Source organism: Streptomyces sp. NPDC018964 (assembly GCF_044390325.1).
Taxonomy (GTDB): Bacteria; Actinomycetota; Actinomycetes; order Streptomycetales; family Streptomycetaceae; genus Streptomyces.
Genome location: NZ_JBIRYZ010000025.1, coordinates 84,427 through 106,913 on the forward strand (window position 1 = coordinate 84,427; position 22,487 = coordinate 106,913).

Below are 22,487 nucleotides of genomic sequence, written 5' to 3' on the forward strand. Positions count from 1 at the left end.
GCGCTCTACAGCCGTACCGAAAGGTTTCCCACCGTGGCCGTTATGGTCAGCTCGCCGCCGATCGCGTGCAGGTACGCCGCCATCGTCGAGGTGTCCAGGCGAGCGGTCCCCCGCTCGATCTGACTGACCCGGCCCTGAGTGACGCCCATCGCCGTGGCGACCTGGACCTGGGTGAAGCCTTGAGCCTTGCGGAGCGTGGCCAGCTCGTGTCCGCGCTCCGCATCGATCATCTCCGCCTTGATGGCATCGATGCGTTCGCGCTTCTCGGGGGTGATGTCGGCCGTCAGGTCGTCCATGGAACCAAGGTTCATCAGTCCTGCCCTTTCCTCTTCTCCTGTTCCAGCGCCTCAAGGTATGCCGTGAACTTGTCATCGGCCTCTTTGATCGCCCTGGGGTACCAGGCGGCCCACTGGCGCCCGGCGGCCTTGTTGCCCGCGACCAGGAAGATGGTCCGCCGCTCGGGATCGAAGACGAACAGCATGCGGATGCTCACCGTCCCGCCGTTGCGGGGACGTAACTCCCGCATGTTCCGGTAGCGGCTTTTCTCGATCGCGTTGGCCGCCGAAGCGCAGGGCCCACTTCCTGGAGCCGTTCCAGAGCGGCTATCACGTGAAGGTGGCTTTCCGGGTCCTCCTTGGCGAGTGTCTTGATCCAGTCCAGTACGTCTTCGAAGAAGCGCAGCTCATAGGGTTCGGCCACACCTGAAGAAATTAGCGCAGGCTAATATTTTGAGCAAGCGGGTGAGTTGCCGCCCCGGCCGGCAAAAGCGAGCAAGCACGCTTGATTGTTTTATTCGTCCCTGCCATGCTCCCCTCATGGCCGACCCGACGCGTGTCATCGACGATCTGCGTGCCGAGAGCGACGACCTCGACCGGCTGGTGGCCGGGGCGGGTGTGGAGCAGTGGGGGCGGGAGACGCCCGCCGCGGGCTGGACCGTGGCCCACCAGATCGCCCACCTCGCCTGGACCGACCGCTCCGCGCTGCTCGCCGTCACCGACCCGGACGGGTTCCGGGCGCTGGTCGAGAAGGCCCTCGCCGCCCCGCACGCCTTCGTGGACGAGGGCGCCGAGGAGTACGCCCGGTCCGCGCCCGCCGAGTTGCTCGCGCGGTGGCGCGAGGGGCGCGCGGCGCTGGAGAAGGCGCTGCGGGAGGCGCCGGCCGGGGCGCGGTTCCCCTGGTACGGGCCGCCCATGTCCGCCGCCTCCATGGCCACCGCCCGCCTCATGGAGACCTGGGCCCACGGTCTGGACGTGGCGGACGCGATCGGTGTGACGCGGCCACCCACCGACCGGCTCCGGCATGTGGCCCGGCTCGGGGTGCGGACCCGGGACTTCGCCTACGCGACGCACGGACTCACCCCACCGGCCGATCCCTTCCGGGTCGAACTCACCGGACCGGGGGGCGAGGTGTGGGCGTACGGTCCCGAGGACGCGCCCCAGCGGATCACCGGCCCCGCGCTCGACTTCTGCCTCCTCGTCACCCAGCGCGCCCACCGCGCGGACCTCGCCCTCACCGCCGACGGCCCCGACGCCGACCGCTGGCTGGACATCGCCCAGGCCTTCGCCGGGCCGCCGGGAGCCGGACGCCCGCCGAAGGAGGGCACCCGGTGACCCTGCGCATCGGGAACTTCTCCGGCTTCTACGGCGACCGCTTCGACGCCCCGCGCGAGATGCTCACCGGCGGCGAGGTCGACGTCCTCACCGGCGACTACCTCGCCGAACTGACCATGCTCATCCTCGCCCGCGACCGGCTCAAGGATCCGGACGCCGGGTACGCCCGCACCTTCCTGCGGCAGATGGAGGAGTGCCTCGGCCTCGCCCACGAGCGGGGCGTGAAGATCGTCACCAACGCGGGCGGACTCAACCCCGCCGGACTCGCCGACGCCGTACGCGCCCTCGCCGGCCGGCTCGGCCTCCCCGTACGGGTCGCCCACGTCGAGGGCGACGACCTCACCGCGCGGTACCCCGGCAGCCTCGCCGCCCACGCCTACCTCGGCGGCTTCGGGATCGCCGAGTGCCTGCGCGCGGGCGCCGACGTGGTCGTCACCGGGCGGGTCACCGACGCGGCCCTCGTCACGGGGCCCGCCGCCGCGCACTTCGGCTGGAAGCCGACGGACCACGACCGGCTGGCGGGGGCGGTCGTCGCCGGGCACGTGCTGGAGTGCGGGGCGCAGGCGACCGGCGGGAACTACGCCTTCTTCGGCGAGCGCCGCCCCGGCGACCTCCGGCGGCCCGGATTCCCGCTCGCCGAGATCCACGCCGACGGCAGCGGTGTCATCACCAAGCACCCCGGAACCGGCGGCTTCGTCGACGTCGGCACCGTCACCGCGCAGCTGCTGTACGAGACCGGCGCGGCCCGGTACGCCGGGCCGGACGTCACCGCACGCCTCGACACCGTGCGGTTACGGCAGGACGGGCCCGACCGGGTGCGCGTCGAAGGCGTCCGGGGGGAAGCCCCGCCGCCCACGCTCAAGGTCGGGCGCAACCGGCTCGGCGGCTTCCGCAACGAGGTCGTGTTCGTGCTCACCGGGCTCGACATCGAGGCCAAGGCCGGCCTCGTGAAGGAGCAGATGGGCGACGCGCTCGCCGAGTCGCCGCCCGCCGAGGCGCGCTGGGAGCTGGTCCGCACCGACCGGGCCGACGCCGGCACCGAGGAGACCGCGAGCGCGCTGCTGCGGCTCGTCGTACGGGACCCCGACCAGGAGAAGATCGGACGAGTGCTGAGCGGGGCCGCCGTCGAGCTGGCACTGGCCAGCTACCCCGGATTCCATGTGATGGCACCACCGGGCAAGGGCTCCCCTTATGGGGTCTTCGAGGATGTGTACGTCCCCCAGGGAGACGTCGACCATGTGGCCGTCCTCCATGACGGACGCCGGATCGCCGTGGACGCGCCCCATGACACCGCCGTACTCGACGACGTACCGGAACCCGCGCTCCCCGAACCGCTGCCCGCGGGACCCACCACCAGAGCCCCCCTCGGCCTCCTCGCCGGCGCCCGCAGCGGCGACAAGGGCGGAAACGCCAACGTCGGCGTCTGGGTCCGCACCGACGACGCCTGGCGGTGGCTCGCGCACGAGCTGACCGTCGAGCGGTTCCGCGAGCTGATCCCCGAGGCCCGCACCCTGCCCGTCACCCGGCACACGCTCCCCGACCTGCGCGCCCTCAACTTCGTGGTCGAGGGCATCCTCGGCGAGGGCGTCGCCGCGCAGGCCCGCTTCGACCCGCAGGCCAAGGCGCTCGGCGAATGGCTGCGCTCCCGGCACCTCGACATCCCGGAGGCCCTCCTGTGACGATCCTCGCATCCGCCCTGGACACGACCGACCCGGAGTACCGCGCGCGCCGCGACGCCATGCTCGCCAAGCTCGCCGAACTCGACGCCGAACACGCCAAGGCCCTCGCGGGCGGCGGCGACAAGTACGTCGAACGGCACCGGAAGCGCGGCAAGCTGCTCGCCCGCGAGCGCGTCGAGCTGCTCCTCGACCCCGACACGCCCTTCCTGGAACTGTCCCCGCTGGCGGGCTGGGGGAGCGAGTACACCGTCGGCGCCTCGCTCGTCACCGGCATCGGGGTCGTCGAGGGCGTGGAGTGCCTGATCACCGCCAACGACCCGACCGTGCGCGGCGGCGCCAGCAACCCCTGGAGCCTGAGGAAGGCCCTGCGCGCCGACGACATCGCGCTCGCCAACCGGCTGCCCGTGATCAGCCTCGTCGAGTCCGGCGGCGCCGACCTGCCCTCCCAGAAGGAGATCTTCATCCCCGGCGGCGCGATCTTCCGGGACCTCACCCGGCTCTCGGCGGCCGGCATCCCCACGATCGCCGTCGTCTTCGGCAACTCCACCGCCGGAGGCGCGTACATCCCCGGCATGTCCGACCACGTGATCATGGTCAAGGAGCGGGCGAAGGTGTTCCTCGGCGGCCCGCCGCTGGTGAAGATGGCCACCGGGGAGGAGAGCGACGACGAGTCCCTGGGCGGCGCCGAGATGCACGCGCGCGTGTCGGGCCTCGCCGACCACTTCGCCGTCGACGAACCCGACGCGCTCCGCCAGGCCCGCCGGACCGTCGCCCGCCTCAACCACCGCAAGGCGTACGGCGACCCGGGACCGGCCGCCCCGCCCGAGTACGACGAGGACGAACTCCTCGGCATCGTCCCCGGCGACCTCAAGATCCCCTTCGACCCGCGCGAGGTCATCGCGCGGATCGTCGACTCCTCCGACTTCGACGAGTTCAAACCCCTCTACGGCGCCGGCCTCACCACCGGCTGGGCGGCCCTGCACGGCTACCCCGTCGGCATCCTCGCCAACGCCCGAGGGGTCCTCTTCAGCGAGGAGTCCCAGAAGGCCGCCCAGTTCGTCCAGCTCGCCAACCAGCGCGACATCCCCCTGCTCTTCCTGCACAACACCACCGGCTACATGGTCGGCAGGGAGTACGAGCAGGGCGGCATCATCAAGCACGGCGCCATGATGATCAACGCGGTCGCCAACTCCCGCGTCCCCCACCTGTCCGTCCTCATGGGCGCCTCCTACGGCGCCGGCCACTACGGCATGTGCGGCCGCGCCTACGACCCCCGCTTCCTCTTCTCCTGGCCCAGCGCCAAGTCCGCCGTCATGGGCCCGCAGCAGCTCGCCGGCGTGCTGTCCATCGTCGCCCGCCAGTCGGCCGCCGCGAAGGGACGGCCGTACGACGACGAGGCGGACGCGGCGCTGCGCGCCATGGTGGAGCGACAGATCGAGTCCGAGTCCCTGCCGATGTTCCTGTCGGGGCGGCTGTACGACGACGGCGTCATCGACCCGCGCGACACCCGCACCGTCCTCGGCCTGTGCCTGTCGGCCGTCCACACCGCGCCCTACGAGGGCGCGCGCGGCGGCTTCGGCGTCTTCCGGATGTGAGGGACCGATGATCACTTCCCTGCTGATCGCGAACCGGGGCGAGATCGCCTGCCGGATCGCCCGCACCTGCAGTGAGTTGGGAATCCGAACCGTCGCCGTGCACTCGGACGCCGACGAGGACGCCCTCCACGCGCGCGTGGCCGACGCCGCCGTACGCCTGCCGGGGACGGCCCCCGCCGACACCTACCTGCGCGGCGACCTGATCGTGAAGGCCGCCCTCGCGGCCGGCGCGGACGCCGTGCACCCCGGCTACGGCTTCCTCTCCGAGAACGCCGGCTTCGCGCGCGCCGTACGGGACGCGGGCCTGGTGTGGATCGGGCCGCCCCCGGAGGCGATCGAGGCGATGGCGTCCAAGACGCGCGCCAAGGAACTGATGGGCATCGAGCCCCTGCGCGAGGTCACCGAGGCCGACCTGCCGGTGCTGGTGAAGGCGGCGGCGGGCGGCGGCGGGCGCGGGATGCGCGTCGTACGGCGCCTCGCGGACCTGGACGGCGAGCTGACCGCCGCCCGCGCGGAGGCCGCGAGCGCCTTCGGCGACGGCGAGGTGTTCGTCGAGCCGTACGTGGAGGGCGGCCGGCACGTCGAGGTGCAGGTGCTCGCCGACACGCACGGCACGGTGTGGGTGCTGGGCACCCGGGACTGCTCCCTCCAGCGCCGCCATCAGAAGGTGATCGAGGAGGCCCCGGCGCCCGGACTCGCCCCGAGGCTCACGGACGAACTCCACGCCCTCGCCGTACGCGCCGCGCGTGCCGTCTCCTACGTCGGCGCCGGAACCGTCGAGTTCCTCGTCGCCGGCGGCCGGGCGCACTTCCTGGAGATGAACACCCGCCTCCAGGTGGAGCACCCGGTGACGGAGGCCGTCCTCGGGATCGATCTCGTCGCCGAGCAGATCCGCGTCGCCGAGGGCCACGCCCTCTCGGGCGACCCGCCACGTGCGCGTGGGCACGCCGTGGAGGCCCGCCTCTACGCCGAGGACCCGTCCCAGGGGTGGGCGCCGCAGACCGGCCGCCTGCACCGCCTCGCCGTCCCCGGCGCCGTACGCCTGGACACCGGCTACACCGACGGCGACGACATCGGCGTCCACTACGACCCCCTGCTCGCCAAGGTCGTCGCCCACGCCCCCACCCGCGCGGAGGCGGTCCGCAAACTGGCCTCGGCGCTGGACCGCGCGGTGATCCACGGCCCCGTCACCAACCGGGACCTCCTCGTCCGCTCCCTGCGGCACGAGGAGTTCGCGCAGGCCCGCATGGACACCGGCTTCTACGACCGCCACCTGCCCGAGCTGACCGCCCCGGCCCCCGACCCGTACGCCCCGCTCGCCGCCGCCCTCGCCGACGCCCACGGACGCTCCCGCTTCGGCGGCTGGCGCAACCTGCCCTCGCAGCCGCAGGTCAAGCGGTACGCGATGGCCGGCGAGGAGCACGAGGTCCGCTACCGGCACACGCGCGACGGCCTCACGGCCGACGGGGTGCACGTCGTGCACGCCGACGCGGGGCTGGTGGTCCTGGACGTGGACGGCGTACGGCGCCGCTACGAGGTCAGCCGCTACGGCGACCGCGTCCACGTCGGCGCCACCACCCTCACCGCCCTGCCCCGCTTCCCCACCCCCACCGCCCAGCACGCCCCCGGCTCCCTGTTCGCCCCCATGCCGGGCACGGTCGTCCGCGTCGCGGAGGGCCTGACCGAGGGCGCGGAGGTGGAGGCCGGCCGGCCCCTGCTGTGGCTGGAGGCGATGAAGATGCAGCACGAGATCACCGCCCCGGTCACGGGAGTCGTGAGCACCCTCCGCGCGGCCCTCGGCCAACAAGTGGAACCCGGCACCCTTCTGGCGGTCGTGGAGGAAACCCCCTAGGGGCGCGGGGCTGTGCCCGGTGTGCGGCTATCGCCGCGTGGGCGCGACCAGCCACACACAACCCGCAGTCGAAGGAGCCACATGAACACCCTCATCGAATCCGAAGAGCACAAGGCCCTCCGAGAAGCGGTCGCCGCGTTCGCGAGCAAGTACCCCCGCGCCACCCGCAGCACCGACAACCGCTCCTTCTGGCAGGAAGCCGCCAAGCTCGGCTACATCGGCGTCAACCTGCCGGAGGCATACGGCGGTGGCGGCGGCGGCATCACCGAACTCTCCCTCGTCCTCGAGGAGATGGGCGCCGCCGGCAACCCCCCGCTGATGATGATCGTCTCCCCGGCGATCTGCGGCACCGTCATCTCCCGCTTCGGCACCGAGGCCCAGAAGCGGGAATGGCTGCCCGCCCTGGCCGACGGCAGCCGCCTGATGGCCTTCGGCATCACCGAACCCGACGCCGGCTCCAACAGCCACCGCCTCACCACCACGGCCCGCCGCGACGGCACCGACTGGATCCTCACCGGCCGCAAGGTGTTCGTCTCCGGCGTCGACATCGCCGACGCCACCCTCGTCGTGGGCCGCACCGAGGACGCCCGCACCGGGAAGCTCAAGCCCTGCCTGTTCATCGTCCCGCGCGACGCCGAGGGCTTCCAGCGGCGCCCCATCGACATGGAACTCCACGCCGTGGAAAAGCAGTTCGAGCTGGTCCTCGACGACGTACGGCTGCCCGCGGAAGCCCTCGTGGGCGACGAGGACGCGGGCCTGCTCCAGCTCTTCGCCGGCCTCAACCCCGAACGCGTCATGACGGCCGCCTTCGCGATCGGCATGGGCCGCTACGCGCTCGCCCGCGCCGTCGCGTACGCGCGTGAACGCACCGTCTGGAACGCCCCCATCGGCTCCCACCAGGCGATCGCCCACCCCCTCGCCCAGGCGCACATCGACCTCGAACTGGCCCGCCTGATGACGCGGAAGGCCGCCCACCTCTACGACGCCGGCGACGACATCGGCGCGGGCGAGGCCGCCAACATGGCCAAGTACGCGGCGGCCGAGGCCTGTGTGAAGGCCGTCGACCAGGCCGTGCACACCCTCGGCGGCAACGGCCTCACACGCGAGTACGGGCTCGCCTCGCTGGTGACCGCCGCGCGCGTGTCCCGTATCGCCCCGGTGAGCCGGGAGATGATCCTCAACTACGTCTCCCACCAGACCCTGGGCCTCCCCAAGTCGTACTGAGCCCTCATGGCCCCTCGGCCGTCCTGGAGGAACCGTGTTCCGAAGCGAGTACGCAGACGTCCCGCCCGTAGAACTCCCCATCCACGACGCGGTGCTCGCGCGGGCCGCCGAGTTCGGGAGCACCCCGGCACTGATCGACGGCACCGACGGCACCACCCTCACCTACGAGCAGCTGGACCGCTTCCACCGGCGGGTCGCCGCGGGACTCGCCGAGGCGGGCGTGCGCAAGGGGGACGTGCTCGCCCTGCACAGCCCCAACACGGTCGCCTTCCCCACCGCGTTCTACGCGGCCACCCGCGCGGGCGCCTCCGTCACCACCGTGCACCCCCTGGCGACCGCCGAGGAGTTCGGCAAGCAGCTGAAGGACTGCGCGGCCCGCTGGATCGTCACCGTCTCACCGCTGCTGGACACCGCGCGGAGGGCCGCCGAACTGGCCGGCGGGATCGAGGAGATCCTCGTCTGCGACAGCGCGCCCGGACACCGCTCCCTGATCGACATGCTGGCCTCCACCGCGCCCGAGCCGGAGGTCGCCATCGACCCGGCCGAGGACGTCGCCGCCCTGCCGTACTCCTCCGGCACCACCGGCGTCCCCAAGGGCGTGATGCTCACCCACCGCCAGATCGCCACCAACCTCGCCCAGCTCCAGCCGCTGATCACGGCGGGCCCCGGCGACCGCGTCCTCGCCGTCCTGCCGTTCTTCCACATCTACGGTCTGACCGCCCTGATGAACGCCCCGCTCCGGCAGGGCGCCACCGTCGTCGTCCTGCCGCGCTTCGACCTGGAGACGTTCCTCGCGGCCATCCAGAACCACCGCATCACCGGCCTGTACGTGGCCCCGCCGATCGTCCTGGCCCTCGCCAAGCACCCCCTGGTCGCCCGGTACGACCTGTCGTCCCTGAAGTACGTCGTCAGCGCCGCCGCGCCCCTGGACGCGGGCCTCGCCGCCGCCTGCTCGCGGCGGCTCGGACTGCCGCCCGTCGGCCAGGCGTACGGCATGACGGAACTGTCGCCCGGCACCCACGTCGTCCCCCTGGACGCCATGGACGACGCGCCCCCCGGCACCGTCGGCAAGCTCATCGCCGGCACCGAGATGCGGATCGTCTCCCTCGACGACCCCGGCGAGGACCTCGGCCCCGGTGAGCCCGGCGAGATCCTCATCCGCGGGCCGCAGATCATGAAGGGCTACCTCGGCCGCCCCGACGCCACCGCCGCCATGATCGACGAGGACGGCTGGCTGCACACCGGCGACGTCGGCCGCGTCGACGAGGAAGGCTGGCTCTTCGTCGTGGACCGCGTGAAGGAACTCATCAAGTACAAGGGCTTCCAGGTCGCCCCCGCCGAACTCGAGGCGCTGCTCCTCACCCACCCCGGCATCGCCGACGCCGCCGTCATCGGCGTCTACGACGACGACGGCAACGAGGCACCGCACGCCCACGTCGTCCGCCAGCCGTCCGCCCCGGACCTCTCCGCGGGCGAGATCATGACGTACGTCGCCGAACGCGTCGCCCCCTACAAGCGCATCCGGCACGTCACCTTCATCGACGGCGTCCCGCGCGCCGCCTCCGGAAAGATCCTGCGCCGTGAACTCCGCGCGGCGCGCGAGGAGCCCTCGTGACCCTGATCGGCCGCACCCGCGCGCGGGGCGTCGAAACACTCTCCCTCGACGCCCCGGAGCGCCGCAACGCCCTGTCCGCCGCCCTCGTCGGCGAACTGGCCGACGCGCTCACCGGCGCCGGCGAGGACACCGGCGTCCGCGCGGTGGTCCTCACCCACACCGGCAACACCTTCAGCGCGGGCGCCGACCTGCGCGACCCGCCCGCCCCCGAGGCACTGGTGGGCCTGTTGCGGCAGATCGTCGAGCTGCCCCAACCGGTCCTCGCGCGGGTCACCGGGCACGTCCGCGCGGGCGGCCTCGGCCTGCTCGCCGCCTGCGACATCGCCGTCGCCTCCCACGCGGCGACGTTCGCCTTCACCGAGGTCCGCATCGGGGTCGCCCCGGCCGTGATCTCACTGCCGCTGCTGCCCCGCACCGACCCGCGCGCCCTGGCCCGCTACTACCTCACCGGCGAACACCTCGACACCGCCGAGGCCACCCGCATCGGCCTGCTCACCGCCGCCGGCGACGACGTGGACGAGGTCCTCGCCCCGATCCTCGACGGCCTGCGCAGATCCGCCCCCGACGCCCTGGCCGAGACGAAACGGCTGCTCACGGCTAGGGTGCTGGAGACCTTCGACCGGGACGCGGCCGACCTGACCGCGCTCTCGGCACGCCTCTTCGCCTCCGCCCCCGCGCGCGAGGGAATGACGGCCTTCCTCGAACGACGGGATCCGGAATGGGTGGTGTGAGCACGGCCGACCGTGCCGAACGAGTCCCCAAGCAGGACCGCAGCCGGGCCACCCGGCAGCGGCTCCTGGAAGCCGCCGTGGCCTGCCTCGCCGAACACGGCTGGGCGGGCTCCACGGTCCTGGTCGTCGCCGAACGCGCGGGCGTCTCCCGGGGAGCCGCCCAGCACCACTTCCCGACCCGTGAGGACCTCTTCACGGCCGCCGTCGAGTACGTCGCCGAGGAGCGCTCCACCGCCCTGCGCGCCCTCTTCCCGGAAGGCGCCGCGGCCGGTGACCGCCGCGCGGTGATCGAGGCGCTGGTCGACCTCTACACCGGACCCGTCTTCCGCGCGGCGCTCCACCTGTGGGTCGCCGCCTCCAACGAGGAACAGCTGCGCCCGCGCGTGACCGAGCTGGAACTGCGCGTCGGCCGCGAGTCCCACCGCGTCGCCGTCGACCTCCTCGGCGCCGACGAGTCCTGCCCCGGCGTCCGCGAAACCGTCCAGGGCCTCCTCGACATGGCCCGGGGCCTCGGTCTCGCCAACCTCCTCACCGACGACACGGCCCGCCGCGAGCGCGTGGTGGCCCAGTGGGCGGCACTGCTGGACGAGGCGCTGGGCTGACCCATGGGCGACCGGTTCCAGGTGATCGTCGACCTCGACGCGGACGAGGCGGACGCCGCCCGGCTCGCCCGGCGGGTGGTGGAACGGCTCGCGGCGGAGGGCGTCGTCCTCGCCGAACGCACGAAATGCGTCCTCGGAGAGCCCCTGGGACATCCGCCCGGCCCGCACTGGGAACGTGCGGTGACCGACGACTGGGACTTCGAGCCCTGGGACGGACTCGCCGTCCACACCCGCCGCACCGGCTTCACCAGCGGCGCGGACATGCCGGGCGCGGCCCTCTGCCCGCGCTGCGGAGCCTCCACCCCCCTGGAGGACGAGACATGGCAGCGCTTCGGCACCGCCATGCGGACGTGGTACGACACCGGTGCCGCGACCGTCGAGTGCCCCGCCTGCACGACCGCCGTCGCCGTTCCGGACTGGGCCTGGGACGAGGCCCCGCTCGCCTTCGGCTGCCTGGGCTTCGAGTTCTGGAACTGGCCCGACCTCACCGACGCCTTCCGCGCCCGGCTGACCGGGCTGCTCGACGGCCACCGCACCGCGTACCTCTGGGGCAAGCTGTAGGAACCCGCGCGGTCACGCCCGCCCCTTCACGGGCTGAGCCTCTCCACCCGCCAGCCCCCGCCCGCCTCCGCCACGTACCGCAGGCGGTCGTGCAGCCGGTTCTCCCGGCCCTGCCAGAACTCCACCGCCTCCGGGACCACCCGGAAGCCGCCCCAGTGGGGTGGCACCGGGACCTGCTCGTGCTCCGGGTAGCGGGCCGCCAGGTCGGCGTAGGACGCGTCGAGCTCCGCGCGGCCGGCGATCACCGAGGACTGGCCGCTGGCCCACGCGCCCAGCTGGGAGCCGTGCGGGCGGGTGCGGAAGTAGGCGGCCGTCTCGTCGCGGCCGGTACGGCGCGCGGTACCGGTGACGATGACCTGCCGGGCCATCGGGTGCCAGGGGAAGAGGAGCGAGACATGGGGGTTCTCCGCCAGGTCGCGGCCCTTGCGGGAGCCGTAGTTCGTGTAGAAGACGAACCCGTCGTCGTCGAAGTGCTTCAGCAGCACCGTGCGCGAGCTGGGCCGGCCCTCCGCGTCCGCCGTCGAGACGATCATCGCGTTCGGTTCGAACAGCCCGCCGTCCGTCGCGGCCTGTTGGAACCAGCGCGCGAACTGTTCGACGGGGGTGGCGGCCAGGTCGGTCTCGGAGAGCCCCTCGGTCCGGTACTGCTTGCGCATCGAGGCGAGAGCGAAGGGGACGGCGTCTCGGTCGGTCACGCCGTCATCCTGCCGCATGCGCCGACCCCCCGAGAACGGGGTGTCCTCCATCACGTGGTGGCACTGAGTGCCGCGAACCCTCCCCAAAGATGGCACTCGGAGATATCGTGCTGCCACTGATCCGGTTGGGTGACCGCCAGCCGGGCATCACAGGGGTGACGTCCCGGACCGCGAGTCCGTTCGACACGGACCGTGGATCCACCGGACGCCCGTCCACGCTTCCGCCGACTTCCGAAACGGGTCCGTTCCACCCCATACCACCATCTGTCACCCACCTCACAAGGAGCCGCCAGATGTCCGACTTCGTACCCGGGCTCGAAGGAGTCGTCGCGTTCGAAACGGAGATCGCCGAACCCGACAAGGAGGGCGGCGCCCTGCGGTACCGGGGCGTCGACATCGAGGACCTGGTCGGGCACGTCTCCTTCGGCAACGTGTGGGGACTGCTCGTCGACGGGGCGTTCGACCCCGGACTGCCGCCCGCCGAGCCGTTCCCGATCCCCGTGCACTCCGGCGACATCCGCGTCGACGTGCAGTCCGCGCTGGCCATGCTGGCACCCGTGTGGGGCCTGAAACCGCTCCTCGACATCGATGCCGAGCAGGCCCGCGACGACCTCGCCCGCGCCGCCGTCATGGCCCTGTCCTACGTCGCCCAGTCCGCGCGCGGCCAAGGCCTGCCCATGGTGCCGCAGCGCGAGATAGACAGGGCCGAGTCCATCGTCGAACGCTTCATGATCCGCTGGCGCGGCGAACCCGACCCCAGGCACGTCGCGGCCGTCGACGCGTACTGGACGTCGGCCGCCGAGCACGGCATGAACGCCTCCACGTTCACCGCGCGGGTCATCGCCTCGACCGGCGCGGACGTCGCGGCGGCCCTCTCGGGCGCCGTCGGCGCCATGTCGGGGCCCCTGCACGGAGGCGCGCCCTCGCGCGTACTGGGCATGATCGAGGAGATCGAGCGCACCGGGGACGCCGAGGCGTACGTCCGGCAGGCCCTCGACAAGGGGGAGCGCCTGATGGGCTTCGGCCACCGCGTCTACCGCGCGGAGGACCCCCGCGCACGCGTCCTGCGCCGCACCGCCCGCGAACTCGGTGCCCCGCGCTTCGAGGTCGCCGAGGCCCTGGAGAAGGCCGCCCTGGCCGAACTGCACGCCCGCCGCCCCGACCGGGTCCTCGCCACCAACGTGGAGTTCTGGGCGGCCATCGTGCTGGACTTCGCCGAGGTCCCGGCGCACATGTTCACCTCGATGTTCACCTGCGCCCGTACGGCGGGCTGGTCGGCGCACATCCTGGAGCAGAAGCGCACGGGCCGCCTGGTCCGGCCCTCGGCCCGCTACGTCGGCCCGGGCACGCGCGACCCGCGCGAGATCGAGGGGTACGCGGACATCGCCCATTGAGGAAAGGCCCCGAAACGCAGGCGACCCGCGAGTCTGGTTCCTCCCTGGGGAGGAGCCGGCCGGACGTTACCGGCGACTCGCGGGTCGGGTGACTGCGTTGGATTGGGCCGGTTGCGTGTATCTCGCACACGCCGGTCCGGCGCCGAACCGAGTACGGCGACGGGCTACTGGCCCGCAGCCACCTCTTCCGTCCGGTCGTCATACATCTGCCGAACCACCTCCTTTCCGAAGTACTGCCACCCTAGGAAGCGATCGGCGCCGTATCAACCACTTTTTTCGTTGACCCCCGCGCGGGGACACGATTGGCTTGCCGGATGAGCGATCTTCGTATCGACGTCGTGGACGGCGACGCCATGCTGGAGCAGTGGCGGCGCGTCCACAACGCGGTCGTGCCGCCCGCCGCGATGCCGCCCGACGAGGCGCGGGAACGGCTCGCGCGCGGGTACCGGCTGGAGAACGCGTACGACGGTGACGTACTCGTCGGCTGCTCGACGGTACGGCCCCCGCGGGGCGAGGAGGCCGTGGCGACCGTCATCGCGCGGGTGCTGCCCGAGCACCGGGGCAGGGGCATCGGCGCGGCGCTCTACGAGAAGGGGCTGGCGCACGCGCGCGGGCTCGGGGCCGAGGAGGTCGAGACCGTGGTGCTGGCGGCCAACACGGAGGGGCTGCGGTTCGCCGCGGCGAAGGGCTTCGTCGAGCGGGAGCGGTACGTGCTGGACGGCGAGAGGGACGAGTGGGTCGACCTGCGCTTGGTGACTTCCCCCGGGTAGGGAGGGCGGCCGTTTCGCGGGAAGGCGACCGCGTACGACGATTCCCGCAATCTTGCGGGAACCCGATGTGCGCTGAGTCACGTTCAAGTTGAATGATTGCAAGTGAGGGAACCGTCGTGCCGTACGTGCGGACGCGGCCTGCAGGGGGTCCAGGTGAGTGCTTCCCGACGTAGTGGGACCACCGACGAGCTGGGGCCGGACGAGCCCGAGCCCGCGCGGGAGGGGCCGGACGGCTCCGACCTCCTCGCCGCGCTGCTCGACGGCATGGACGCCGCCCTGTGCGCCTTCGACGCGCACGGGACGGTCACGCACTGGAATCGCGAGGCGGAGCGGATCCTCGGCTGGAGCGCGGACGAGGCGGTGGGCCGGGCCGGTTTCGCCGGGTGGGCCGTGCGCAGCGCGGACGCCGAGGAGGTCGAGGCGCGGCTGATGTCGGCCATGGACGCGCCGGGCCGGCAGGTCGACGAGTTCGCGCTGCTGACGAAGGACGGCGGCCGGGTGCTGGTGCGGACCCAGTCCGCGGCGGTGCGCGGGCCGGACGGGAAGCCGGCGGGGGTGTACTGCGCGTTCAGCGAGGTGCACGCGCAGATCGACCTGGAGCGGTCGATCGCGCTGAGCGAGGCGCTGCTGGAGGACGCGAGCTGGGGGGTCGTCCTGGTCGACGCCGATCTGCGGCCCGCGGTGGTGAACCCGCACGCCGCGCGGGCGCTGGGCGCGGGACGGACGTCGGTACTGGGGCGGCCGCTGGGGGAGCTGCTGGCGCAGGGCGTGGAGGAGCTGGAGAGCGCGCTCACCCATGTGCTCGCGGAGGGAGCGCCGCCCGCGCCGGCCGACCTGTGGGTGAGTGTGCGCACGCCGGAGGGCGAGCGGCGGCGGTGCTGGCGGAGCGGGTTCGTGCGGCTGTCGTCACCACTGGCGGAGGAGCCGGTTCCGCTGGGGGTCGGCTGGCTGTTCCAGGACGTGACCGGGTCCCGGCAGGGTGAGCAGGAGGCGTCGTTGCTGCGGTTCCGCGCGCAGCAGCTGCACCGCGCGGCGCGCGTGGCGGCGGAGTGCGAGGATCCGGCGGAGGCGGCGACGGTACACCTGGACTTCGCGCTGGCCGGGTTCGCCGACCACGCGCTGATCGACCGGGTGGCCGACGGAGGCCGGGACGCCGACCGGGTGCGGCTGGTGCGGATCGCCGCCACCCCGTCCGGTACGCCGGGACCGAGCAGGCTCGCCGGACGGGCGGGGCTGCCGGTGCGGTACGGCGAGGGGCATCCGGCGGTGCAGTGCGTGGAGCGGGCCGGGACGGTGCGGGCCGGTGCCGGGTCCATGGGTGCCGAGGAGGCGCGGGCGTGGGCGCTGTCCCGGCAGTGGCCGGGGGACGCGGTGCACGCCCTGTGCACGGTGCTGCGGAGCCGGGGGCGCACGCTGGGTGCCGTGACGTTTCTGCGGGGGGCGGGCCGCAACGCGTTCGAACGCTCCGACACGATGTACGCGGAGGACGTGGCGGTCCGCATCGCCACGGCCCTGGATCTGGCGGGGCTCCTCGGCGACGACCGGTGACATGTGTTCTCTCGCCCCCGCCGCCCCTTCCCGTCCCGTCCCGTCCCGGGGGGCGCCGCCCCCGGACCCCCGCTCCTCAAACGCCGGAGGGGCTGAATTCCGGCGCCCCGGCGACGGCGGGGTGGGGGCGATCTCAGTGGCGGTAGAAGATCCGGTCGCCGTACTCGTCCATGATGCGGGCGTTCCACTCGTGACCGCCGTCCACGTTGCCGGAGCGCAGGAGCGGTGGCTCGATGCCGCGGTCGGCGAGGGTGGCGGCGGCGGTGGCGACGACGGCCTGGAGGAGCGCCGAGGTGACCACCGTCGACGCGGGGGCGAAGGGCGCGGGCACGTTGTCGTGGGTGAGCTCCGCGTCACCGACCGCGATCCGGGAGTCCAGCACGAGATCGCAGTGGTCCTTCAGGAACGTCCCGGAGGAGTGCCGGGACGTCGTCCGCGCCGCGTACTCCACCGACGTCACGCCGATCACCCGCACGCCCCGCTCCCGGGCCTTCATGGCCATCTCCACGGGCAGCGCGTTGCGCCCGGACAGCGAGACGATGATCAGCGCGTCGCCCGCGCGGAGGGGTGAGGAGTCGAGCACGACACCCGCGAGACCGTCGACCCGCTCCAGGGCGGAGCCCAGCGTGGCCGGCATCACGTCGACGCCGACGACCCCCGGGACGGCGAGCAGGTTCATCAGGGCGAGTCCGCCGGCCCGGTAGACGAGGTCCTGCGCGGCCAGCGAGGAGTGCCCGGCGCCGAAGGCGAAGAGCCGGCCGCCCTCCGCGACCGTGTCGGCGAGCAGCGTGCCCGCCGCCGCGACGGACTCGGCCTCCTCGTCACGGATCCGCCGCAGCAGGTCGATGGCGGCGTCGAGGAACCGGTCGGCCGGCGTGCGGTCGCTCATGCGGCATCCCTTCGGGCACTTCGTGGTGCGGGAGAGTGTTGCGGATCACCGTGCGGTCTGGACCAGCGTCGTGTCAACACGGCGCCCGATCGCGCGGTTTCCCCTCCGCGGAGCCCTCCGTTCCCCCTCCGTGGGGCCCTCCGCGGAGTCCTTCGTTCTCATGCGCGGCCCGGTTGTCGGTCGTATGCGTCAGAATTGAGTCCTGGGCCAGCGCACGCGCCGGTGAGCCGTCCAGCCTCCGGCAGAGCCATCCGCAGATCTCATCGAGGGGCATGTATGTCCGGACTGATCGACACCACGGAGATGTATCTCCGCACCATCCTCGAGCTGGAGGAGGAAGGTGTGGTCCCCATGCGCGCCCGGATCGCCGAGCGGCTCGACCAGAGCGGCCCGACGGTCAGTCAGACCGTGGCGCGCATGGAGCGCGACGGCCTGGTGTCCGTCGCTCCCGACCGGCACCTCGAGTTCACCGAGGAGGGCCGCAGGCTGGCCACGCGCGTGATGCGCAAGCACCGGCTCGCCGAGTGCCTCCTGGTCGACGTGATCGGCCTGGAGTGGGAGCAGGTCCACGCCGAGGCCTGCCGCTGGGAGCACGTGATGAGCGAGGCCGTCGAGCGCCGCGTGCTGGAGCTGCTGAGGCACCCCACCGAGTCGCCGTACGGCAACCCGATCCCCGGCCTGGAGGAGTTGGGCGAGAAGGACGGGGCCGACCCGTTCCTGGACGAGGGCATGGTGTCCCTGGCCGACCTCGACCCGGGCGCCGGGGGCAAGACGGTCGTGGTGCGCCGGATCGGCGAGCCGATCCAGACGGACGCCCAGCTGATGTACACGCTGCGCCGGGCGGGCGTACAGCCCGGTTCGGTGGTCAGCGTGACCGAGTCGGCGGGCGGGGTGCTGGTGGGCAGCGGCGGCGAGGCGGCCGAGCTGGAGTCGGAGGTGGCCTCGCACGTGTTCGTCGCCAAGCCCTGACCGGCCGACCGGACAGGGGCGGGACAGGGCTTGGCGGGGACGGGACGCCGGGCGGGCGCACTCTCCGGTACGCGCGCCCTCCGGTGCGCGCCTGTCGGTGTGAACGCGACGAATCCGAGATCCACTGCGCCGAATCGCAGCGCTCGCCGGATTCGCGTGCGAGGCTGTCGCGTGAGGCATATGACCTGAGTGGCTCTGGCCGGCCCGGCAGTGATGCCGTCCCGGCAGGGGAGGGGCGGGACGATGTGCCGTGACCACGTGAGGAGCCCCGGCGCCGCACGGCGCCGGGGCCTGTCCTCCCCTGTGCTGACCCGGAGCCCCGAGCTCTCAGGGTCATTCCCCTCGGACCGGTTTCCCCGAGCGGTCCGCCTCCCGCTTGAAAATCTCCCCCGGGCCACGGCGATCAATCCCCTCGGGGTGTCACTCGAACGAGGGGTGTTGCCGGGCAAGAAGCCGTTTTCGAATAGCCATTCGATAATCTGCGGGTGGTGGCAACGGACAGGGCCGGCACACAGGGCCAGCACGACGGGCAACGGGCAGGCAGCGAGCTTGGGGGGTGCCAGGACCATGGTGCGACGCATCGACGTGACCGGGGCGGACGGCGTGCGGCTCGCCGCCTGGGAGTTCGGCGACCCGCCCAAGGACGGGCCCGACCAGGCGGAGAGCGCCGCGCGGCACGCCCCCGGCGTGCTGTTGCTGCACGGTCTGATGGGCCGCGCCTCGCACTGGGCGTCCACCGCCCGCCGGCTCTCCGGGCGGTACCGCGCGGTCGCCCTCGACCAGCGCGGCCACGGCCGCAGCGACAAGCCCCCGCGGGCCTCCTTCACCCGTGACGCCTACGTCGACGACGCCGAGGCCGCCCTGGAGCAGCTCAGCCTCGGCCCCACCGTCCTCATCGGCCACGCGATGGGCGCGCTGACCGCCTGGCAGCTCGCCGCCAAACGCCCCGACCTGGTGCGCGGGCTGGTCATCTGTGACATGCGGGCCTCCGCCCTCGGGGCCGCCTCGCAGCGCGAGTGGGCCGAGTGGTTCAAGGCCTGGCCGGTCCCGTTCGCCACGCTCGCCGACGTACGCAAGTGGTTCGGCGAGGACGACCCCTGGGTGGAGCGGCCCAACCCGGCCCGCGGCGCCTTCTACGCCGAGGTGATGGCCGAGTCCCCGGACGGCTGGCGTCCGGTGTTCGACCCGGACCAGATGCTCCGCTCCCGCGAGACCTGGGTGTTCGACGCGCACTGGGAGGAGCTCGCCCAGGTGCGCTGCCCCGCCCTGGTGGTCCGCGGCCTCGACGGCGAACTCGGCCGCGCGGAGGCCCAGGAAATGGTCCGCGTCCTCCCGCGCGGCCGGTACGCGGAGGTCACCGACGCCGGCCACCTGGTTCACTACGACCAACCGGAGGCCTGGCTCGCGGCGATCGAACCCTTCCTGGAGTCACTGGAGTCACTGGAGTCACCGGACTCGCCGGACTCACCGGGCGAGGGCTGACCGCGGGTCAGCCCTTGCTCACCGCCGTCAGGATCTCCGGCAGCCGGCCGGCCGCCCGCGGGGCGGCCAGCCGCAGGCCGAGGAACGCCAGGGCCGCGCCGTACGCCGTGCCCACCGGCAGCAGCAGCCACAGCCAGTCGTCGCCGCCCTCGGCGATGTTCAGCCAGACGGTGAGGGCGATGACCGGGACGCACAGCACCGCCGCCGCGACCATGCCGCCGAAGAGGGAGAGCCAGGCCAGCCCGACCTGCCCCGGGGCGACGTTCCTGTGGCCTTCCTGCGGGATCGAGTACGGGAAGCGGGCCGAGGTCCACGCGCCCGTCGCGAGCATCGCGCCGAGCAGCGCGAAGGACAGGCCCAGCGCCTCCGGCAGCCGCGCCCAGTCGCCCAGCAGCGCCGTCGTCAGCACGGTGACGAGCGTGGCGTACGGCAGGGTGACCAGCAGCAGCGCCAGCGCGCGGGCGCGCAGCTCCACGTACGCGTCCCGGGCCGACGAGATCGTCATCGCGACCATCCAGAACGCCGAGGTGTCCTGCCCGAACTGGTTGTACATCTGGATGCCGAGCATCCCGGAGGCGAAACAGGCGAAGTAGACCGAGCCAGTGCCCTGCCAGGCGTTGAACACCGGCACGAGCAGCCCGACCGCCAGCGAGGTCACCCACGCGGCCTTCGTCTTCGGATCGCGCCAGACGTAGCGCAGGCTGCGCTCCACGGCCGTACCCGTGCGGCCCGGCGGCAGCAGCCGGGACAGGCCCGTCGACGCGCGGTCGCGGACCGCCGTGTCCCCGGCCGCCTGGAGGGTGGAACCGTCCGGCGAGGTCATCAGCCGTGTCAGGGACCGCGACCACAGCGCGAGCAGCCCCGCCAGCGCCGCCGCGCTCAGCGCCAGTCGCGCCAGCGCGACCCCGTACGCCCCCTCGCCCGCCGTGTGTACCGCGGCGACCGCCGACGCCGGCGGGAACCACCCCAGTACGTCCGCCACCGGGTCCAGCTGTTCCAGACCGGAGGAACCCAGCCGCTGCGCCCCGAAGTTGACCAGCTGCGCCCCGACGGCGATCACCAGCCCGCTGAGCACCGCGAGGTCCCGGCCCTTGCGGCTGGTGAGCAGCCGCACGTTGGCGGCGGCCACCGCCCGCGCGAGCGCCACGCACACCAGCAGCGCCAGCGGCACGGCGAGGACGCCCACGGCGAACGCCGCCCCGCCGTGCACGACGGCGATCACGCAGCCGGCGAGCAGGCACAGCGTGAACAGCGGCCCGATGCCGACCAGCGAGGACACGAGCAGGGCCCGCACCAGCGGCCGCGGCCGCAGCGGCAGCATCACCAGCCGGGTCGGGTCGAGGGTCTCGTCGCCCCCGGGGAAGAACAGCGGCATCACCGCCCAGCCGAGGCCCAGCACCGCCACGAGCGGCACCACCAGCGACTCGACGTGACCGGAGCCGCGCAGCGCGATCAGCCCGAGCAGTTGCAGCGCGGCGAACAGCAGGACGACGACGGCGGAGGCGATGTACGCGGCCCTGCGCCCGCCGGACTGCCGCAGCCCGTTGCGCAGCAGGGACAGTTTCAGCCGGACGAAGACCGAGGTGAGGGCGGCGGGAGTGCTCACGGCGCTCACCGGGAACCCCCGCCCAGCCAGTCCAGATCCGCACCGGCGTCCCGGCCGTCCGCGCCGACGAGCTCCAGGAACGCCCGCTGCAGCGAGGGCGCGTCCCCGCGCACCTCGGCGAGCGGACCGTGGGCGCGGATCCGGCCGGCGGCCATCACGGCCACCCAGTCGCACAGCGACTCGACGAGCTCCATGACGTGGGAGGAGAAGACGACCGTGGCGCCGGACGCCGTGTACCGCTCCAGAACGCCCCGGATGGTCTGCGCGGAGACCGGGTCGACCCCCTCGAACGGCTCGTCCAGGAAGAGGACTTCCGGGTTGTGCAGCAGGGCGGCGGCGAGTCCGATCTTCTTGCGCATGCCGGTCGAGTAGTCGACGACGAGCTTGTGCTGGGCACCGGCCAGATCGAGGACGTCGAGCAGCTGCGTGGCCCGCTTGTCGACCTCGGCGCCGGGCAGTCCCCGCAACCGCCCGGTGTAGGCGAGCAGTTCACGCCCCGACAGCCGCTCGAACAGCCGCAGCCCTTCCGGCAGCACCCCGATCCGGGCCTTGACCTCCACCGGATCCCGCCACACGTCGTGCCCGGCGATCTCGACGGTTCCCTGATCGGGCCGCAGCAGCCCGGTCACCATGGACAAGGTGGTGGTCTTCCCGGCCCCGTTGGGTCCGACCAGCCCGATGAACCGCCCCGCGGGCAGCTCCAGGTCGATCCCCCCGACCGCGACCTGTTCCCCGAACCGCTTCCAGAGCCCCCGCACACGCACGGCGCTGACACTCACCACGACTCCCTTCGTTGGCTGGAAGCCTACGGGGAGTGCAGCGCCCTGAAGGGGCGCGGGGAACTGCGCGATCAGCCACGACGGCGCCGCAGTCGCCAATGAACAGTGACCACGCACATCACATGGGCGCCCTACCGATCCCTGCCGCACGCATAAGCCAACGGCGAGACCAACTCCTCCACGTCCGGCAGCCACCGGTTCACGGCCGTGGGCCGGCAGGCCCACTGCACGGCCCCCCGGCACCCGAACCGCGTGGGCGGGGCGGCCACGTACGCCCCCTCCCCGAGGACCACCAGGTCGAGCGAGGCCGACGACCACCCCAGCTTGCGCAGCAGGTCCGGCACCTTCGCCGACGCCCCCGGCAGGACGAAGAACTCCGTCCGCCGGTCCGGCGTCACCGTGACCGGTCCCAGCGTCAGCCCCATCCGCTCCATCCGCGCGAGCGCCAGGAACCCCGCCGTCTCCGGAACGGAGATCGCGTCGAACGTCCGTCCGGTGGGCAGCAGGATCGACGCGGCCGGCTGCTTCTGCCACATCCGGCGGGCGACGGTCGCGCTGCCGGTCGCCTGGGCCGCCCAGTCCGGGCGGGCCGGGTGCGCGCCGGGTGAAGGACACGCGGCGTCACCGCACGAGCAGCGCTGCACCCCGTCGACGGCCTCCAGCCAGGTGCCGGGGAACACGTCCCAGTGCCGCTCCTCGGCGTAGCGAACTGCGGTGTCCAGCAGCGATTCCCCGCGCTGCTTCGGGATCTGTACGGCGTCGGCGCCCGCGATCGTCTCTTCCACGATGAACACAACTACGGCCGTCACCAGGGGTTACGCCCCCGCGCATGCGCGGGGGAGGAGCATCGGCTCCTTGTTCGGGGCGCATGGGTGCATCGGCGGGG

The 22,487-nt window shown here is 72.9% G+C and carries 21 protein-coding genes; 14 read left to right on the forward strand and 7 right to left on the reverse strand.

The window, feature by feature from the left end:
- Nucleotides 1-5: 5 nt before the first annotated feature.
- A complete protein-coding gene (locus tag ACH5AO_RS30740; protein ID WP_398930326.1) occupies nucleotides 6-296 on the reverse strand; it encodes a helix-turn-helix domain-containing protein in 291 nt (96 codons plus the stop codon).
- Between the two features lie 14 nt (nucleotides 297-310).
- Nucleotides 311-526, reverse strand: coding sequence for a type II toxin-antitoxin system RelE/ParE family toxin (locus ACH5AO_RS30745; RefSeq protein WP_398930328.1), 216 nt, complete (start codon nucleotides 524-526; stop codon nucleotides 311-313).
- A 289-nt stretch (nucleotides 527-815) separates the two neighbouring features.
- On the opposite strand from ACH5AO_RS30745, the gene ACH5AO_RS30750 reads away from it, so the two are divergent.
- The 9 genes from ACH5AO_RS30750 (at nucleotide 816) to ACH5AO_RS30790 (ending at nucleotide 11,469) form a co-directional block, all read left to right on the forward strand.
- Nucleotides 816-1,610, forward strand: coding sequence for a TIGR03084 family metal-binding protein (locus tag ACH5AO_RS30750; protein WP_398930330.1), 795 nt, complete (start codon nucleotides 816-818; stop codon nucleotides 1,608-1,610).
- Nucleotides 1,607-3,289, forward strand: a complete 1,683-nt coding sequence (locus ACH5AO_RS30755; RefSeq protein ID WP_398930331.1) for an acyclic terpene utilization AtuA family protein — start codon at nucleotides 1,607-1,609, stop codon at nucleotides 3,287-3,289. The genes ACH5AO_RS30750 and ACH5AO_RS30755 overlap by 4 nt, the downstream gene beginning before the upstream one ends.
- Nucleotides 3,286-4,884, forward strand: coding sequence for an acyl-CoA carboxylase subunit beta (locus ACH5AO_RS30760; protein WP_398930333.1), 1,599 nt, complete (start codon nucleotides 3,286-3,288; stop codon nucleotides 4,882-4,884). The genes ACH5AO_RS30755 and ACH5AO_RS30760 overlap by 4 nt, the downstream gene beginning before the upstream one ends.
- Before the next feature lie 7 nt (nucleotides 4,885-4,891).
- On the forward strand, nucleotides 4,892-6,736 hold the full coding sequence (locus ACH5AO_RS30765; RefSeq protein WP_398930335.1) for an acetyl/propionyl/methylcrotonyl-CoA carboxylase subunit alpha: 1,845 nt from the start codon (nucleotides 4,892-4,894) through the stop codon (nucleotides 6,734-6,736).
- 81 nt (nucleotides 6,737-6,817) lie between these two features.
- Nucleotides 6,818-7,960 carry an acyl-CoA dehydrogenase family protein gene (locus ACH5AO_RS30770; RefSeq protein WP_398930337.1) on the forward strand — a complete coding sequence of 381 codons (1,143 nt, stop codon included), beginning with the start codon at nucleotides 6,818-6,820 and terminating at the stop codon, nucleotides 7,958-7,960.
- Nucleotides 7,961-7,994: 34 nt separating this feature from the next.
- Nucleotides 7,995-9,575 (forward strand): 4-coumarate--CoA ligase family protein, encoded by a 1,581-nt coding sequence (locus ACH5AO_RS30775; RefSeq protein ID WP_398930339.1) that lies wholly within the window; start codon nucleotides 7,995-7,997, stop codon nucleotides 9,573-9,575.
- Nucleotides 9,572-10,306: an enoyl-CoA hydratase family protein gene (locus tag ACH5AO_RS30780; protein ID WP_398930341.1), complete on the forward strand. Its 735-nt coding sequence runs from the start codon at nucleotides 9,572-9,574 to the stop codon at nucleotides 10,304-10,306. Before ACH5AO_RS30775 ends, ACH5AO_RS30780 begins: the two co-directional genes overlap by 4 nt.
- Entirely contained in the window at nucleotides 10,294-10,908 is a 615-nt protein-coding gene (locus ACH5AO_RS30785; RefSeq protein ID WP_398930343.1) for a TetR/AcrR family transcriptional regulator, read from the forward strand. The genes ACH5AO_RS30780 and ACH5AO_RS30785 overlap by 13 nt, the downstream gene beginning before the upstream one ends.
- A gap of 3 nt (nucleotides 10,909-10,911) precedes the next feature.
- Nucleotides 10,912-11,469, forward strand: coding sequence for a hypothetical protein (locus ACH5AO_RS30790; RefSeq protein WP_398930345.1), 558 nt, complete (start codon nucleotides 10,912-10,914; stop codon nucleotides 11,467-11,469).
- A gap of 26 nt (nucleotides 11,470-11,495) precedes the next feature.
- Here ACH5AO_RS30790 and pdxH read toward each other — a convergent pair whose 3' ends face one another.
- Complete coding sequence (gene pdxH / locus ACH5AO_RS30795; RefSeq protein ID WP_398930347.1) at nucleotides 11,496-12,182, reverse strand: pyridoxamine 5'-phosphate oxidase; 687 nt, start codon at nucleotides 12,180-12,182, stop codon at nucleotides 11,496-11,498.
- Nucleotides 12,183-12,457: 275 nt separating this feature from the next.
- Here pdxH and ACH5AO_RS30800 point away from each other — a divergent pair, with 275 nt between their 5' ends.
- The 3 genes from ACH5AO_RS30800 to ACH5AO_RS30810 all read left to right on the forward strand — a co-directional run bounded on the left by ACH5AO_RS30800 (nucleotide 12,458) and on the right by ACH5AO_RS30810 (nucleotide 15,876).
- A complete protein-coding gene (locus tag ACH5AO_RS30800; RefSeq protein WP_398930349.1) occupies nucleotides 12,458-13,558 on the forward strand; it encodes a citrate synthase 2 in 1,101 nt (366 codons plus the stop codon).
- Between the two features lie 314 nt (nucleotides 13,559-13,872).
- Nucleotides 13,873-14,328 (forward strand): GNAT family N-acetyltransferase, encoded by a 456-nt coding sequence (locus ACH5AO_RS30805; protein ID WP_398930351.1) that lies wholly within the window; start codon nucleotides 13,873-13,875, stop codon nucleotides 14,326-14,328.
- 153 nt (nucleotides 14,329-14,481) lie between these two features.
- Nucleotides 14,482-15,876, forward strand: coding sequence for a PAS domain-containing protein (locus ACH5AO_RS30810; protein ID WP_398930353.1), 1,395 nt, complete (start codon nucleotides 14,482-14,484; stop codon nucleotides 15,874-15,876).
- 133 nt (nucleotides 15,877-16,009) lie between these two features.
- On the opposite strand, the gene ACH5AO_RS30815 is transcribed toward ACH5AO_RS30810, so the two are convergent.
- A complete protein-coding gene (locus ACH5AO_RS30815; RefSeq protein ID WP_398930355.1) occupies nucleotides 16,010-16,765 on the reverse strand; it encodes an SIS domain-containing protein in 756 nt (251 codons plus the stop codon).
- 276 nt (nucleotides 16,766-17,041) lie between these two features.
- On the opposite strand from ACH5AO_RS30815, the gene ACH5AO_RS30820 reads away from it, so the two are divergent.
- Nucleotides 17,042-17,734: a metal-dependent transcriptional regulator gene (locus ACH5AO_RS30820; RefSeq protein ID WP_398930357.1), complete on the forward strand. Its 693-nt coding sequence runs from the start codon at nucleotides 17,042-17,044 to the stop codon at nucleotides 17,732-17,734.
- Nucleotides 17,735-18,301: 567 nt separating this feature from the next.
- Nucleotides 18,302-19,216: an alpha/beta fold hydrolase gene (locus tag ACH5AO_RS30825; protein WP_398930359.1), complete on the forward strand. Its 915-nt coding sequence runs from the start codon at nucleotides 18,302-18,304 to the stop codon at nucleotides 19,214-19,216.
- Nucleotides 19,217-19,223: 7 nt separating this feature from the next.
- On the opposite strand, the gene ACH5AO_RS30830 is transcribed toward ACH5AO_RS30825, so the two are convergent.
- The 3 genes from ACH5AO_RS30830 to ACH5AO_RS30840 all read right to left on the reverse strand — a co-directional run bounded on the left by ACH5AO_RS30830 (nucleotide 19,224) and on the right by ACH5AO_RS30840 (nucleotide 22,395).
- A complete protein-coding gene (locus tag ACH5AO_RS30830; protein ID WP_398930361.1) occupies nucleotides 19,224-20,822 on the reverse strand; it encodes a transporter in 1,599 nt (532 codons plus the stop codon).
- 5 nt (nucleotides 20,823-20,827) lie between these two features.
- A complete protein-coding gene (locus ACH5AO_RS30835) occupies nucleotides 20,828-21,604 on the reverse strand; it encodes an ABC transporter ATP-binding protein (protein WP_398930363.1) in 777 nt (258 codons plus the stop codon).
- A 128-nt stretch (nucleotides 21,605-21,732) separates the two neighbouring features.
- Nucleotides 21,733-22,395 (reverse strand): bifunctional DNA primase/polymerase, encoded by a 663-nt coding sequence (locus ACH5AO_RS30840; RefSeq protein ID WP_398930388.1) that lies wholly within the window; start codon nucleotides 22,393-22,395, stop codon nucleotides 21,733-21,735.
- Nucleotides 22,396-22,487: the final 92 nt, after the last annotated feature.

Coding starts and splice junctions, on each gene's coding strand:
- ACH5AO_RS30825 (WP_398930359.1), top strand. CDS start 18,302: ATGGTGCGACGCATCGACGTGACCGGGGCGGACGGCGTGCGGCTCGCC.
- ACH5AO_RS30765 (WP_398930335.1), top strand. CDS start 4,892: ATGATCACTTCCCTGCTGATCGCGAACCGGGGCGAGATCGCCTGCCGG.
- ACH5AO_RS30770 (WP_398930337.1), top strand. CDS start 6,818: ATGAACACCCTCATCGAATCCGAAGAGCACAAGGCCCTCCGAGAAGCG.
- ACH5AO_RS30750 (WP_398930330.1), top strand. CDS start 816: ATGGCCGACCCGACGCGTGTCATCGACGATCTGCGTGCCGAGAGCGAC.
- ACH5AO_RS30805 (WP_398930351.1), top strand. CDS start 13,873: ATGAGCGATCTTCGTATCGACGTCGTGGACGGCGACGCCATGCTGGAG.
- ACH5AO_RS30800 (WP_398930349.1), top strand. CDS start 12,458: ATGTCCGACTTCGTACCCGGGCTCGAAGGAGTCGTCGCGTTCGAAACG.
- ACH5AO_RS30745 (WP_398930328.1), bottom strand. CDS start 526: ATGCGGGAGTTACGTCCCCGCAACGGCGGGACGGTGAGCATCCGCATG.
- ACH5AO_RS30820 (WP_398930357.1), top strand. CDS start 17,042: ATGTCCGGACTGATCGACACCACGGAGATGTATCTCCGCACCATCCTC.
- ACH5AO_RS30785 (WP_398930343.1), top strand. CDS start 10,294: ATGGGTGGTGTGAGCACGGCCGACCGTGCCGAACGAGTCCCCAAGCAG.
- ACH5AO_RS30815 (WP_398930355.1), bottom strand. CDS start 16,765: ATGAGCGACCGCACGCCGGCCGACCGGTTCCTCGACGCCGCCATCGAC.
- ACH5AO_RS30740 (WP_398930326.1), bottom strand. CDS start 296: ATGGACGACCTGACGGCCGACATCACCCCCGAGAAGCGCGAACGCATC.
- ACH5AO_RS30790 (WP_398930345.1), top strand. CDS start 10,912: ATGGGCGACCGGTTCCAGGTGATCGTCGACCTCGACGCGGACGAGGCG.
- pdxH (WP_398930347.1), bottom strand. CDS start 12,182: ATGCGGCAGGATGACGGCGTGACCGACCGAGACGCCGTCCCCTTCGCT.